Genomic DNA, 13,200 nt, shown 5'->3' on the forward strand with positions numbered 1-13,200 from the left:
CCGGGCCGCCGATGCTCGGCTGAGGTGGTGCGGGGGTGGTGGGGGATGGGTCGGTGAGACCAGTCAACGACAATGACCACCCACTGTGGATGGTCAGTATTCATCGACTGGCATCGTTGACGCAGTAAACCTCCGATGTCTGCGCCCGTCAACCCCACGTGCGTCAGCCCCGGGCGCTCCAGCGCACGGTCGGCGCCGACGTCGAGGCGGGTCGTGCGGTCGGTGGCGTGGCGACCGCTTCCTACCTGTGACCGCGCGTGCCCCTGGTCGCCATGAGAATGAGGTCGGCGATCGTCTCCGGGTGGGTGACCATGGCGAGGTGCGATGATTCGACCTCGATGGTCGTCGCGTTCATCCGATCGGCCAGAAACCGCTCCAACTCGGGCGCGGTCGTGCGGTCCTGCGTGGAGATCGAGTAGTAGCAGGGTCGGTCCCGCCAGGCGGCCGTCGTCGTGCGGCCCTGGAAGAGGTCCTTGGCGATCGGGCCCTGCACCGCGTACAGGGCGCGGGCGCGGGTCTCCTCGACGCCACCGGCGAAGTCGGCCAGGAAAGCGCTCTCGCTGAGCTGCGCGTACCCGTCGTGGTGCACGAGGCCGGCGTTCGCCGGCGGCGTGGGGTACTTCGCGGCGAGCGCGGTGAAGTCCTCGCCGGCGTCCGGCGCGCGGGCCGCTACGTACACCAGGGCGGTAACCGCCGGATGGTTGCCGGCCTCGCTGATGATCGTGCCGGCCCAGGAGTGGCCCACCAGCACCGTCGGCCCGTCCTGCCGGTCGAGGGCGCGGTTGGTGGCGGCGACGTCGTCGGCCAGGGAGGTCAGCGGGTTCTGCACCGCGGTGACCGTCAGCCCGGCACGCTGCAGGAGGGGGATGACGTCGGACCAGGAGGAGCCGTCGGCGTATGCGCCGTGGACCAGGACGACATTGCGCGCGGTCCTGGTCGAAGACGTGTCGCTCATCTGAACCTCCGCACGCGGCCGACGCCGTGCCGTCGCTCGCTCGACAGCTCTCGCCCGCCACTCTTCCGCACGCCACCCGCTCCGGGGGCCGAACGCCGAGGCTTCAGCCGGTCAGCGCACCGGGTCCGGTGCGAGGGCGTGCCAGTTCAGGCGGTCCCGGTAGCGGTGCCGCAGGACGATCCAGCTGACCGAGAACGGGATGGCGCCCATGGCCACGACGCCCAGGACGTCCGCGCCGACCACGTCGAAGACCGCCCCGACGTCGCCGAACAGCTGAGCGACAGTCTGGAAGGCGACGTGCAGGCCGATGCCGGCCCAGATGTCGCCGGTGGCGGCGCGGAAGGCGCCCAGCAGCAGCGCGAAGATGAGGAAGAGCGCCAGTCGGTCGACGGATCGGGCCGCCCCGATGAGGAACCCGAACATGGTGAACAGCACGGCCTGCCCGATGACCGCCTGCCAGGCCGGCAGCCGGGTGGCGAGGTTGTGCTGCAGGTACCCGCGGAAGATCAACTCCTCCGGCAGCGCCTCCTTCAGGAAGACGAGCACGACCAGCAGCGCCGCCACGCGCAGCACGTCCCCGACGGACGTCCGGATGCTGATCTCGACCCAGCCGAGGCCGAGGCAGAGCGCGAACCCCGCCGCGGCGGGGACGAGCCAGCAGGCCATGCCGAACAGCAGACGCCGCCAGCCGTCGCGCAGCGCCGGCAGCCCGAGGCCCGCCCACGGGCGTCGGTCCAGCACACGACGGGCGACAACCACCAGAGGTACGACGACAGCGGTGGTGAGGACCGCACCGACCGCGTGGGTGGGTCGGTCGTAGTCACGATCGAGCAGGACGCCCAGGAACAGCCACACCAGCACGGCTCCGCTGGCCACCACGAGGATCCGCCAGGGCAGGGCAAGACGAGGTCCGGCGCTCACCACGCGCAGCGTAGCCACCGGCGTCAAGGGCGGACCGTCAACGGCCGAGGACGAGGTAGGCGAGGCCGAGGACCCCTCGGTAGCCGGCGACGTACTGCCGCAACCGGTCGTCGAGTTCCGCGCGGACGTCGGCCGCACGGGGATCCTCCGGGTACGCCAGCAGCCACTCCTGCCGGCCGGCGAGCCAGGTGGACTCGAAGTCGTCCCATTCCCGCTGGTCGGCGGTGCTCAGGTGCAGCAACCGCCAGCCGCGCTCCCGGGCCGCCTCGATCAGCCCGGACAGGCTCGGGACCTCCGGGCCGAAGACCTCGGCGATCTCCGCCGTGGGGGACCGTTCCCAGTACGCGTCGCCGAACAGCAGCCGTCCACCGGGCCGGACCACGGAGGCGAGGGCGTCGAGGGCGGCCGCGGTGCCGCCGAAGGCGTGTGCCGAGCCGATGCAAAGGACCCGGTCGGCGGGCTCCTGCCAGGCGGCGGCTTCCCCCATCACGAAGGCGACGTGCCGGTTCAGCGACCGACCCGCGGCCAGCCGCCGCCCTCGGGCGAGCGCGGCATCGTCGGTGTCGACGCCGACGCCCCGCGTCGCGACCGGGCCGGACACACCGCCGGCGGCGACCGCCCGCAGCAGCAGCTCACCCCAGCCGCAGCCGAGGTCGAGCACGCGCGCGCCGGGGCGGACGTCGAGCCGTTGCAGCAGCAGCGTGGCGTGCTCCGGCGAGAGCGGAGTGTTCCAGCGCATCCGCGCGTAGCGGCCGGCGGCGAGGTGGTCGGTTGACTGCATCCGTTGAGGGTGTCAAGGCGTGTGTCGGCCCCGGCACCGGGGCGTACGGCAGGATCGGTGGGGTGGACGCGGAGCGTGCGGGGCCGGCGCGGCGGCCGACCCCGCAGGAGGTGGCGGCGGCGGCCGGCCGAGGTCTGCCGGACATCATCGCCCCGAGGCTGCGGGTGCTGTTCTGCGGCTTCAACCCGGGCCTCTACTCGGCCGCGGTGGGGCAGCCGTTCGCCCGCCGGGGCAGCCGGTTCTGGCCGGCCCTGCACGGGGCTGGCTTCACCGACCGCCAACTGCACTCGTGGGAACGCGACGAGTTGCTACGGCAGGGCCTGGGCATCACCAGCCTGAGCAACCGGGCCACCGCCCGCGCCGCCGAGCTGACGGCGGAGGAGCTGGTGGCGGGGGTCGCCGGGTTGGCGGTGAAGACCGAGCGGTACCGCCCGCAGTGGGTGGCGATCCTCGGGGTGGGCGCGTACCGGATCGCCTTCGCCCGGCCGAAGGCCGGTCTCGGTCCGCGACCGGACCGGCTGGGCCCGGCCCGGGTCTGGGTGCTGCCGAACCCCAGTGGCCTGAACGCGCACTTCCCGCTGCCGGCGTTGACCGCCGAGTTCGCCAGGCTGCGGCGGGAACTCGACCGCTAGCCGTTCGGCGCGGCGGCGGCCAGCCCCTGGTAGTAGGGCTGCATCGCGGGGTGGTAGTCGTCGAACTCCGGGCGGGGCGAGCCGTCCCGGGAGGCGACGAGCATGTCCAGGTAGTACTCCCAACCGGCGCCCACCTCGGCGATGCCCTCCACGCTGCTCAGGTGCTGCACGAACCGCAGCTCGGTGGTGCCGTCGGTCTCGGTCAGCGACAGCTCCAGCAGCCAGCTGCCGTAGCCGTCGATCATCGACACGGCGAGGCGCTGCTGCGGTTCGCACGCGTCGATGCGTACCTCACACCAGGGCTGCTGCTCCTCGTACGCCATCTGGACCCGGATGGTCCGTCCGGGCCCGGCGTCGCCCTCCCACGGGCCGAACCAGCGGGCCGTACGCTCCGATTCGGTCAGGCTGGCCCAGACGTCCGCTGCCGGGGCGCGGAAGGTCCGGGTGAGGACGAGATCGTGCCCGGTGTCGGTGCGGAACAGGCGTCCGGCGGGTGTGCGCGTCATGCGGTGTGCTCCCTTCGGTGCTCCGCCGGGCCGCGGCCGCGGCGCTCTCGGCGGGTGCGATAGACCTCGGTCTCCAACGCGTCGAGGTGCCGCTCCCACCTGTCGACTGTGGTGAGCCCGGTGAGCCAGTCGAGCAGCGGGGCGAGCGGGCCCGGGTCGAGCCGGTAGATCCGCTGCCGTCCGACCAGCTCGTCACGGACCAACCCGCTCTCGCGCAGCACCCGCAGGTGGCGGCTGATGGCGGGCCGGCTGATCGTGAACCGCATGGCGATGTCGCCGGCGGAGAGGGGCTCGGCGCGCAACAGGGACAGGATGTGCCGTCGTACCGGGTCCGCGATCGCGACGGCCACCTCATCCACCCCGAAAGCGTAACCCAGAAGTTACGGGTTTCCACCATCCCTGCGTCGATGGTGGGCACATGATCACCTGACCTGGCACTCTGTACGACATGGCCGCCCTGCTTCGCTCCCGCCTGACCGACTGGACCTTCGCCGTACCCGTGCTCGCTGTCCTGGTGTTGATCGTGACCTGGGGGCGGAACCTGCCCGGCCCGGTCATCGTGGTGGTCGCGGTGCTGCTGGGGGGTGCCGTGCTCGCGGCCGTGCACCACGCGGAGGTGGTCGCCCACCGGGTGGGAGAGCCGTACGGGTCGCTGGTGCTCGCCGTCGCGGTCACCGTGATCGAGGTCGCCCTCATCGTCACGCTGATGATCAGCGGGCCGGAGAAGACCCAGTCGCTCGCCCGGGACACCGTCTTCGCCGCCGTCATGATCACCTGTAACGGGATCCTCGGCCTGTCCCTGCTGCTCGGGGCGTTGCGTCGCCGCGTCGCGGTGTTCAACCCGGAGGGCACCGGCGGGGCCCTGGCCACAGTGATCACCCTGGCCACCCTGAGTCTGGTCATCCCGACCTTCACCACGGCCCGCCCCGGCCCGGAGTTCAGCCCGGCCCAGCTCGCCTTCGCCGCCGTCGCCTCGCTGGCCCTCTACGGCCTGTTCGTGCTCGTGCAGACCGGCCGGCACCGCGACTACTTCCTACCTGTCGACAGTCGCGGCCAGGTGATCGACGCGGAGGAGCACGCCAAACCACCGACGACACGCGCGGCGCTGGTCAGCCTGGGCCTGCTGCTGGTGGCGCTCGTCGCGGTGGTCGGCGACGCCAAGACCGTCTCCCCGACAATCGAGGCAGGCGTCGCCGCGGCGAACCTGCCGCACGCGTTCGTCGGCGTGATCATCGCCCTGCTGGTGCTGCTGCCGGAGACCCTGGCCGCCGCCCGCGCCGCCCGCCGCGACCGCGTGCAGATCAGCCTGAACCTCGCGCTCGGCTCGGCGATGGCCAGCATCGGCCTGACCATCCCGGCCATCGCGATCGCCTCGATCTGGCTGGACGGCCCGCTGCTGCTCGGCCTCGGCGGCACCCAGCTCGCCCTGCTCGCGCTCACCGCCGTGACCGCGGTTCTCACAGTGGTGCCTGGCCGGGCCAACGTGTTGCAGGGCGGCGTACACCTGGTGCTGATGGCCGCCTTCGTCTTCCTGGCCGCCAGCCCGTGACCCGCACGGCCCGTCGGCTCTGCCCGTGACCCGCACGGCCCGTCGGCTCTGCCCGTGACCCGCACGGCCCGTCGGCTCAGCCGGCGGGCGGCGGGTCGTCCGCGAGACGCTCCGCACGGGCGTTCAGGTAGCGCTGCTGCGCCAGGTTCGTCGAGCGCGCCGCCGCCATCCGGTACGCCTCCCGCGCCGCGACCCGCTCACCCTCCAACTCCCACAGGTGGGCGCGGGCGGCCGGCAGTCGAGGGTCGTCGGCGAGACGGGGGTCGTCGGCCAGCCCGGCGAGCAGCGCCAGCCCGGCCGACGCGCCCCGGCTCATCGCCACCGCCACCGCGTGGTTGAGCGCCACCACCGGGTTGTCGGACATCCCCAACAACACCTCGTACAGGGCGGTGATCTGCGCCCAGTCGGTGGCCGCCGCGCTGGGCGCCTCGTCGTGCACGGCCGCGATCGCCGCCTGGAGCTGGTACGCCCCGACGACGCCGCGCGGCAGCGCCCCGGTGATCAGCTCGACCCCCTCGGCGATCTGGTCGGCCCGCCACCGGCCACGGTCCTGTTCGGCCATCGGCACCAGCTCACCGTGCGGGCCGATCCGGGCCGGCGCGCGGGCGTCGGTGAGCAGCATCAACGCGAGCAGCCCGGTGACCTCGGGGTCCTCGGGTAGCAGCCGGTGCACCAGGCGGGTCAGCCGAATAGCCTCGGCGGTCAGGTCGGCGCGCAGCAACCCGGGCCCGGCCGTGCGCGCATACCCCTCCGTGAAGATCAGATAGAGCACGTGCAGCACGGCGGCGAGTCGCTCGGCGCGCTCCGGGCCGGTGGGCGGCGCGAACCGCAGACCACTGTCGCGGATCCGCTGCTTGCCCCGACTGATCCGCCGGGTCATGGTCGCCTCCGGCACCAGGAACGCCCGCGCCACCTCGGCGGTGCTCAACCCGCCCACCGCCCGCAGGGTGAGCGCGATCTGCGACGCCGCCGACAGCGCCGGATGGCAGCACAGGAACAGCAGGATGAGCGTGTCGTCGGCGTCCGCCGGTGGACGGTCGGCGGCGGGGGAGCGCCACTGCTCCGGCAGCACCCACCGCGCCACCGTGTCCTCCCGCCGCATCCGGGCCTGCTCACGACGCAGCAGGTCGGTCAGCCGACGGGACGCCACCGTGATCAGCCAACCCCGCGGGTTCTCCGGTACACCGTCGCGCGGCCAACCGTCCGCCGCCGCGATCAGCGCCTCCTGCACCGCGTCTTCGGCCGTGTCGAAGTGCCCGTAGCGGCGGACCAGCGCGCCGAGGACCTGCGGCGCCAACTCGCGCAGCAGGCCCTCGGCGGGAGTCTCCGGCACCGGGTCAGCCGGCCAGGTCCTCGACGCCGTCGAGCACCGGCCGCACGTCCACGTATCCACCGGGGGCGTCCGGGTCGACCAGACCAGCGGCGATCTCGGTGGCCCGGTCGAAGCTGGCGCACTCCACGATGGTGTAACCGGCGAGGACCTCCTGCGTCTCCGGGTACGGGCCGTCGGTGACCACGGGCGCCCCCTCGCGCACCTGCACCCGGCGGGCGTGCACCGGCTCGCTCAGGCCCCGGGCGTCGACCAGTTCCCCGGACTCGGCCAGCGCCTGGTGGAAGGTCTCCATGTGCTTGTGCATCGCCGCGATCTGCTCGGCCGACATCGCCGGCCGGTCCGAAGCCCGCCCGGACAGCACGTCGTAGTCCTGCTGCGACCCGTAAAGCAGAATCATGTACTTCATCTGGCCTACCTCCTCGTTGTCCGTCGGGGGCGCCACCTCGACGCCCGCCACCAGAAACGTCGAACCCACCCCCCGGTCCCCGGACACGCCGACCCCCACCAGATCTGTTGATCATGAAGTTAGCGTCACGACACGCCGTCGAGAGTGACGCCAACTTCATGATCAACAAAGGTGGAGGGGTGGTGGGTGGGGGTTAGGCGCTGCCCAACTCGTGCACCACGACGCCTCCTCCACGGACGGCGGCACCTCCCTGGGCATTCTGGCCGGCCAGCATCGGTGCCCCGCGCCGACCCGAGCCCACCGCGCCACACCTCACCCGAGTCCACCCGCGTGAACCGTCCGGCCTCCCCGCACGTGAGTTCGGTGATAAGCGTGGCGGTCGTATCGTCGGGGTACGACGCAGCGCGAGCACCGATGTCTGGGGAGGCACAGTGGCGGCACGGTTCGGACGCGACGCGCGGGGCCCGGTGGCGGGTGTGCTGATCGCCGCCCTGGTGTCACTCGCCTGTGCCGGCGGTGGGCTGGCCGAGCCGGAGGCCGAGCGCCCCCGGGCGAACCCGTCGGCCGCCTCGCCGGGGCCGGGCACCACCCGGGCCGACAGCACCACAAGCGTGGCCGAGTTCGAGCAGGACGTCGCCGACGCGCAGGCGGTCGCCGAGCGGTACTGGGCGGCCCAGTTCAAGGAGTCCGGGCAGCGGTTCCAACCGATCCGGCGAATCACTCCGTACCAGCGCGACGGCGAGGTGTCCTGCGGCGGGCAGCCGTTGCCCCGCAACAACGCCGTCTACTGCTCGCAGGGGGACTTCATCGCCTACGACGTCGCCTGGTCGGTGGCGGCGTTCCGTCAGGTCGGCGACGCGTTCGTGTTCTACCTGCTCGGGCACGAGTACGCGCACGCCATCCAGGTGCGGCTCGGCATCAACTACAGCTTCACCATCCAGCAGGAGTTGCAGGCCGACTGCATGGCCGGGGCGTACCTCGGCGACTCGGTGCGCTCGGGCGCCCTGAACCTCGCCGAGGGCGACCTGGACGAGTTCCGGGAGGGGGTGGCGGCGGTCGGCGACGACCCGGACCAGCCGTGGTTCGCGGAAGGGGCGCACGGCACCGCCGAGCAGCGCACCGACATGTTCTTCCGGGGGTACGAGGGTTCCCTGAAGGAGTGCGACCTGGGCTGAGCGGGGTTGCCCGGATCACCCTGCGGCCCGTTGCCGCCACCGGCCACGGGCGGTGCTGGCAGGATCGCCGGTGTCGGTCACGACCCTGGAGGTTCCGCTGAGCAGCCATCACCCCGCCGCTGTGCTCTTCGACATGGACGGCACGTTGGTCGACAGCGAGAAGCTGTGGGACGTCGCGTTGCAGGAACTCGCGCGGGAGTACGGCGGGGAGCTCTCCCTCGACGCCCGCCAGTCGATCATCGGTACCGCGATGGCCGAGTCGATGCGCATCCTGCACGACGACCTGAGGCAACCCGAACGGGACCCGGAGATCAGCGCGGCGTGGATCAACGCCCGGATCCTGGAGCTGTTCCGTACCGGTCTGCCCTGGCGGCCGGGGGCGTTCGACCTGTTGCGCGCGGTCCGCGCGGCGGGAATCCCCACCGCGCTTGTCACCTCCAGCCCCCGGGCGCTTGTCGAGATCGCCCTGGACACCCTCGGTCGGGACAACTTCGACACGGTTGTCGCCGGCGACGAGGTGGTGGCGGCCAAGCCGCACCCCGAGCCCTACCTGACCGCCGCCCGGCTGCTGGGTGTGCCGATCGAGCGGTGCGTGGCGATCGAGGACTCACCGACCGGGGTGGCCAGCGCGCTCGCCTCGGGCGCGGCGGTGCTGGCCGTACCGGCGGAGGTGGCGTTGCCGAGCACTGTCGGCGTACACCAGCTGGAGAGCCTCACCGGCGCGGACCTGGAGCTGCTCGCGGCGCTGCTGACCGACCGGACCGCGGCGGCCAACTGACCTGCCCGGCGCGGGTCAGGGGCGCTCGGCGAAGACCGCGGCGACCACCTGGTAGCTGTCGAACGCCCGCGCGGCCCCCGCGTACGCGGCCAGGTGGATGAACAGTTCCACGATCTCCTCCCTGGTCACTCCCGAGGTCAACGCGATGCGCAGCTGCCCGCGCAGCGGCTCGTGGGTTCCGAGGGCGGCGGCGATGGCCACCGAGACCAGGCATCGGCTGCGCAGGTCCAGGCCCTCCCGGGGCCACGCCGCGCCGAAGGTCTGCACGGTGGCGAGACGACGGAAGTCGTGACCCACCGACGGCTCGCCCGCTCCGAGCGGCAGGACCAACGGCTGCCCGAGCAGCCGCTCGGCGGTGTCGAGTGCCTGCTGGTACGCGTCCTGATCGGTCATGTCATGCGCCCCGGTTCTCCGGCCGCCCGGGGGTCGCGGGCGGGCCGGCACCCTGCCGGCAGCACCAGCCTGGCAGTCGCGTACGGGCGGCCGAGGCCGAATGGGGCAGGCCGGACACGCCGAGGCCCCCGGTCGCGCGGACGGCGACCGGGGGCCTCGGCAGTGCCGATCAGTCGTGGGCGATGGCGCCCAGGACGTTGATCCGGGCCGCCCGGACCGCGGGGAGCACCGCGGCCACCACGCCGATGATGGCGGCGAGGCCGAGGAAGACACCCATCTGCCCCCAGGGCAGGATCAGGTCGGTGATGCCCTCGTCCTTGAGGGCCTCCACCACCGCGGCGCCGAGGCCGGTGCCGACCGCCACGCCCAGCAGCGCGCCGAACACCGAGATCACCACCGCCTCCACGGTGATCATGCCCATGGTCTGCGACCGGCGTAGGCCGATCGCCCGCAGCAGACCCAGCTCGCGGGTCCGCTCCAGTACCGACAGGGCCAGGGTGTTGATGATGCCCAGAACGGCGATCACGATGGCCAGCGCCAGCAGGATCTGGATCATCGTGAGCAGCCCGTCGAGCGAACTGGTCTGCTGCTTGATGAACGCGTCCCGGTCAGCCACCGACACCTCGGGGCTGTCCGCGAGCAACGCCTCCACCTGCGGCTGAACGTCGGACACCCGGGTGCCCGGGGTCAGCTGGATGAAGCCCTGGATGGGCTGCGGGATGGCGAAGTCCTTCGCCGCCGCCGGCGGCAGCGTCACCGGGTTGGTCAGCTGCGACGACTCGTAGATGCCGCTGATCGTGTAGGTGCGTGCCTCGCCCCGGGTCAGCTGCACCGACACCGTGGAGCCCACCGACCAGCCACGGGAGGTGGCCGTGTCCGAGCTGGCGAGCATCTGGGTCGGCCCGATCCGGTCGATGTCACCGGCGACGGGCTTCGCCCCGAAGATCTGCCGCAGCGACGCCGGGTCGCTGCTCGCCGCGACCCAGGTGCTCTCGCCGTCGATCCGGCCCATGTCGCCGTACTCGCCGTCGACCAGCTGCACACCGGGCAGGGCCTTGGCGCGGTCCAGTACCCCCGGGTCGAAGGTCGGCGGACGCGGGCCACCCTGCTGGCCGGCGATCACCAGCTCGGCCTTGATGGTGTCCTGGGCGAGCGCGCTGATGCTGCCCTTGGCCGAGTCGAGGATGACCGTGACGCCGGTGACCAGCGCGATGCCGACCATCAGCGCGGCGGCCGTGATCGCCGTACGGCGCGGGTTGCGCCCGGAGTTGAGCCGGCCCAGCTTGCCCGGCACCGACCAGGCGAAGATCGCGCCGAGCAGGCTCACCACCGGGCGGCTGATCAGCGGGGTCAGCAGCGCCACACCGATGAAGGCGAACAGCACCCCGCCGAGGATGGTGGACAGCGTCTGACCGCCGGCGTTGCCGCTGAGCCCGAGGAACAGCAGCACCGCGCCGATGCCGGTGACCACCGACCCGGCCACCGTGACCTTGGTCAACGGCCGGTCCGGGGTCGCCACGTCCTGCATCGCCGCGATCGGTGGGATCCGGGACGCCCGCAGCGCCGGCAGCAGCGCCGCCACCACGGTGATCACCAGACCGACGGCGAACGAACCGATCACCGCCGCCGCCGGCACGCCGATCCCGGCCAGGGTGAGCCCGCCAGCGAGCTTGCCGAACAGGAACGCCAGCAGCGCGCCCACCCCGATGCCGGCGGCGAGGCCGAGCACCGACGCGATCAACCCCACCGCGATGGCCTCCAGCACCACCGAACCGATGATCTGCCGGCCGCTGGCCCCGATGGCGCGCATCAGCGCCAACTCCCGGGTCCGCTGCGCCACGATGATCGAGAAGGTGTTGAGGATCAGGAAGGTGCCCACCAGCAGCGCCACCGCGGCGAAGCCGAGCAGGATCTTGTTGAAGAAGGACAGGCCCTCCTTCAGGCTGGCAGAGGCGTCCGCGGCCACCTGCTCGCCCGTCTTCACCTCGAAGTCCGCGCCCAGGGTGCGGGCCACGTCGTCGCGCAGCTTCTCGTCGGAGACCCCGTCGGCGGCCTGCACGGTGATGCTGCTGAACACATCCGGCTCGCCCAGCATCAACCGCTGCGCCACCGGAGTGGTGAAGAAGACCTCGTTGACCCCGCCGATCGAGTCCCGGTCACCGCTGTAACCGAACACGCCGACAAGTGTGAACTCCCGCTTCTTCGACTCGAACGCGGTGAGCACGCCGACCTTCTGGCCAACCTGCACCTTCGCGGCCGTGGCCAGCGCCTTGTTGATGACGATCTCGTCCTCGGCCTGCGGCGCGCGCCCCTCACGCAGCTGCAGCAGCTCGCTCTCGCCGATCCAGTTCTCGCCCAACTGGGGCGGGCCGAACGAGGTGACCACCTTGCCGTTGCTGCCGATCACCCGAGCGCCGTCGGCCCCGACGATGCCGGTCGCCGACGCCGCCCCCGGCACCTGCTTCACCCGGTCCACCACGGAGGCCGGCAGCGGGGCGACGGTCTGCTCGCCCTCCATCTCGTTGACCTGCACCTTCGGCTTCGCCGCGACGTTCACATCGATCTCGGAGTAGCCGTCGGCGAAGACCGAGTCGAAGGAGCGCCCCAGCGTGTCGGTGAGCACGAACGCGCCGGAGACGAACATCACCCCGAGCACCACCGCCAGGCCGGACAGGATCAGCCGGACCTTGCGGGCCAGCAGACTCTTCATCGTGGCGCGGAACATCAGTTGCCCACCTCGGCCTGAGTGTCCAGCTTCTTCATGGTGTCCAGCACCGTCTCGGCGGTCGGCTCGATCAGCTCCGAGACGATCTCGCCGTCGGCGAGGAAGACCACCCGGTCGGCGTACGCGGCGGCCGTCGGGTCGTGGGTGACCATCACGATGGTCTGGCCGTGCTCCCGCACGGAGTTGCGCAGGAAGTTGAGCACCTCCGCGCCGGAGCGAGAGTCCAGGTTGCCGGTCGGCTCGTCCGCGAAGATCACCTCGGGGCGGGAGACCAACGCCCGCGCGCACGCCACCCGCTGCTGCTGCCCACCGGAGAGCTGCGCCGGCCGGTGGTCCAGCCGGTCCTTCAGACCCACCGTCTCGATCACCGTGTCGTACCAGGCCGGGTCCGGCTTGCGCCCGGCGATCGACAGCGGCAGCAGGATGTTCTCCTTGGCGGTCAGCGTCGGCAGCAGGTTGAACTGCTGGAAGATGAAGCCCACCTTGTCGCGCCGCAACTTCGTCAGCCCCGCGTCGCCCAGCCCGGTGACAGTCGTCTCACCGATCGCCACCGTCCCCCGGGTCACCGAGTCCAGACCGGCGAGGCAGTGCATCAGCGTCGACTTACCGGAACCCGACGGGCCCATGATCGCAGTGAAGCGGCCACGTTCGAACTCCGCGCTGACCCCCCGCAGCGCGATGACCTGAGCCTCGCCGCTGCCGTACACCTTCCACACGTCGTTCGCCCGGGCCGCGGCCTGCGCCTGCTGGCCTACCGTCGCGGTCACGTCATCTACCTCTTCCGTCTGTCCGAAAATGCACGCCGTCCCCCCGATGGTCCGGCGCGACTGTTCAATCATCGGTGCTGCTTACGCCCTCCCCGTCCGACCCTGGGGGGACCCTGCGCGGATTTCCCGCTGCGGGTGCACCCCCATGTCGGATCAGGGTTGCCCCTGATTCGACGGCTGGTCGACCGCTTCTCCCTCGGCGGCGGGCGGCAGCACCGACACTTCCACCTGACGCCACAGGAGGGTCAACCGAACCAGGCCATCTCCGGTCACGGTAGG

Annotated in this window: 14 protein-coding genes; 4 read left to right on the top strand and 10 right to left on the bottom strand. The window is 71.9% G+C overall.

The window, feature by feature from the left end; genetic code table 11:
- Window positions 1-241: 241 nt before the first annotated feature.
- The 3 genes from ACQP0U_RS14570 to ACQP0U_RS14580 all read right to left on the bottom strand — a co-directional run bounded on the left by ACQP0U_RS14570 (window position 242) and on the right by ACQP0U_RS14580 (window position 2,657).
- A complete protein-coding gene (locus ACQP0U_RS14570; protein ID WP_433319589.1) occupies window positions 242-955 on the bottom strand; it encodes an alpha/beta fold hydrolase in 714 nt (237 codons plus the stop codon).
- Between the two features lie 111 nt (window positions 956-1,066).
- Window positions 1,067-1,876 (bottom strand): lysostaphin resistance A-like protein, encoded by an 810-nt coding sequence (locus tag ACQP0U_RS14575; protein WP_433319592.1) that lies wholly within the window; start codon window positions 1,874-1,876, stop codon window positions 1,067-1,069.
- 37 nt (window positions 1,877-1,913) lie between these two features.
- Entirely contained in the window at window positions 1,914-2,657 is a 744-nt protein-coding gene (locus ACQP0U_RS14580; protein ID WP_433319595.1) for an SAM-dependent methyltransferase, read from the bottom strand.
- A gap of 62 nt (window positions 2,658-2,719) precedes the next feature.
- Here ACQP0U_RS14580 and mug point away from each other — a divergent pair, with 62 nt between their 5' ends.
- On the top strand, window positions 2,720-3,289 hold the full coding sequence (gene mug / locus ACQP0U_RS14585) for a G/U mismatch-specific DNA glycosylase (protein ID WP_433320839.1): 570 nt from the start codon (window positions 2,720-2,722) through the stop codon (window positions 3,287-3,289).
- Here the strand turns inward: mug and ACQP0U_RS14590 are convergent.
- Together ACQP0U_RS14590 and ACQP0U_RS14595 are read right to left on the bottom strand one after the other, a co-directional pair.
- A complete protein-coding gene (locus ACQP0U_RS14590) occupies window positions 3,286-3,795 on the bottom strand; it encodes an SRPBCC family protein (protein WP_433319598.1) in 510 nt (169 codons plus the stop codon). The genes mug and ACQP0U_RS14590 overlap by 4 nt on opposite strands.
- The gene (locus ACQP0U_RS14595) at window positions 3,792-4,154 is read right to left on the bottom strand and encodes an ArsR/SmtB family transcription factor (RefSeq protein ID WP_433319601.1); all 363 of its coding nucleotides are present in this window, start codon (window positions 4,152-4,154) and stop codon (window positions 3,792-3,794) included. The genes ACQP0U_RS14590 and ACQP0U_RS14595 overlap by 4 nt, the downstream gene beginning before the upstream one ends.
- 89 nt (window positions 4,155-4,243) lie before the next feature.
- Between ACQP0U_RS14595 and ACQP0U_RS14600 the strand changes: the two genes are divergently transcribed.
- A complete protein-coding gene (locus ACQP0U_RS14600) occupies window positions 4,244-5,344 on the top strand; it encodes a calcium:proton antiporter (protein ID WP_354946118.1) in 1,101 nt (366 codons plus the stop codon).
- Window positions 5,345-5,420: 76 nt separating this feature from the next.
- Here ACQP0U_RS14600 and ACQP0U_RS14605 read toward each other — a convergent pair whose 3' ends face one another.
- On the bottom strand, window positions 5,421-6,677 hold the full coding sequence (locus tag ACQP0U_RS14605; protein WP_433319606.1) for an RNA polymerase sigma factor: 1,257 nt from the start codon (window positions 6,675-6,677) through the stop codon (window positions 5,421-5,423).
- A 4-nt stretch (window positions 6,678-6,681) separates the two neighbouring features.
- The gene (locus ACQP0U_RS14610; RefSeq protein WP_433319608.1) at window positions 6,682-7,152 is read right to left on the bottom strand and encodes a YciI family protein; all 471 of its coding nucleotides are present in this window, start codon (window positions 7,150-7,152) and stop codon (window positions 6,682-6,684) included.
- Between the two features lie 362 nt (window positions 7,153-7,514).
- Here ACQP0U_RS14610 and ACQP0U_RS14615 point away from each other — a divergent pair, with 362 nt between their 5' ends.
- Window positions 7,515-8,258 (top strand): neutral zinc metallopeptidase, encoded by a 744-nt coding sequence (locus ACQP0U_RS14615; RefSeq protein ID WP_433319611.1) that lies wholly within the window; start codon window positions 7,515-7,517, stop codon window positions 8,256-8,258.
- 121 nt (window positions 8,259-8,379) lie between these two features.
- Window positions 8,380-9,036, top strand: coding sequence for an HAD family hydrolase (locus ACQP0U_RS14620; protein ID WP_433320842.1), 657 nt, complete (start codon window positions 8,380-8,382; stop codon window positions 9,034-9,036).
- Between the two features lie 15 nt (window positions 9,037-9,051).
- Here the strand turns inward: ACQP0U_RS14620 and ACQP0U_RS14625 are convergent, their stop codons facing one another.
- From ACQP0U_RS14625 to ACQP0U_RS14635, 3 genes are all read right to left on the bottom strand, one after another.
- The gene (locus ACQP0U_RS14625; RefSeq protein ID WP_433319614.1) at window positions 9,052-9,429 is read right to left on the bottom strand and encodes a carboxymuconolactone decarboxylase family protein; all 378 of its coding nucleotides are present in this window, start codon (window positions 9,427-9,429) and stop codon (window positions 9,052-9,054) included.
- 169 nt (window positions 9,430-9,598) lie between these two features.
- Window positions 9,599-12,154 carry an ABC transporter permease gene (locus tag ACQP0U_RS14630; RefSeq protein ID WP_433319617.1) on the bottom strand — a complete coding sequence of 852 codons (2,556 nt, stop codon included), beginning with the start codon at window positions 12,152-12,154 and terminating at the stop codon, window positions 9,599-9,601.
- Window positions 12,154-12,921 (bottom strand): ABC transporter ATP-binding protein, encoded by a 768-nt coding sequence (locus ACQP0U_RS14635; protein ID WP_433319620.1) that lies wholly within the window; start codon window positions 12,919-12,921, stop codon window positions 12,154-12,156. The genes ACQP0U_RS14630 and ACQP0U_RS14635 overlap by 1 nt, the downstream gene beginning before the upstream one ends.
- Window positions 12,922-13,200: the final 279 nt, after the last annotated feature.

Origin of the sequence: Micromonospora sp. CA-269861, assembly GCF_050948505.1 — a bacterium.
In the GTDB taxonomy this organism is placed as follows: Bacteria; Actinomycetota; Actinomycetes; order Mycobacteriales; family Micromonosporaceae; genus Micromonospora.

What these genes read in the sequence shown, in the direction of transcription:
- ACQP0U_RS14600 (WP_354946118.1), top strand. Translation starts at nt 4,244, where the DNA reads ATGGCCGCCCTGCTTCGCTCCCGCCTGACCGACTGGACCTTCGCCGTA.
- ACQP0U_RS14570 (WP_433319589.1), bottom strand. Translation starts at nt 955, where the DNA reads ATGAGCGACACGTCTTCGACCAGGACCGCGCGCAATGTCGTCCTGGTC.
- ACQP0U_RS14590 (WP_433319598.1), bottom strand. Translation starts at nt 3,795, where the DNA reads ATGACGCGCACACCCGCCGGACGCCTGTTCCGCACCGACACCGGGCAC.
- ACQP0U_RS14625 (WP_433319614.1), bottom strand. Translation starts at nt 9,429, where the DNA reads ATGACCGATCAGGACGCGTACCAGCAGGCACTCGACACCGCCGAGCGG.
- ACQP0U_RS14630 (WP_433319617.1), bottom strand. Translation starts at nt 12,154, where the DNA reads ATGTTCCGCGCCACGATGAAGAGTCTGCTGGCCCGCAAGGTCCGGCTG.
- ACQP0U_RS14580 (WP_433319595.1), bottom strand. Translation starts at nt 2,657, where the DNA reads ATGCAGTCAACCGACCACCTCGCCGCCGGCCGCTACGCGCGGATGCGC.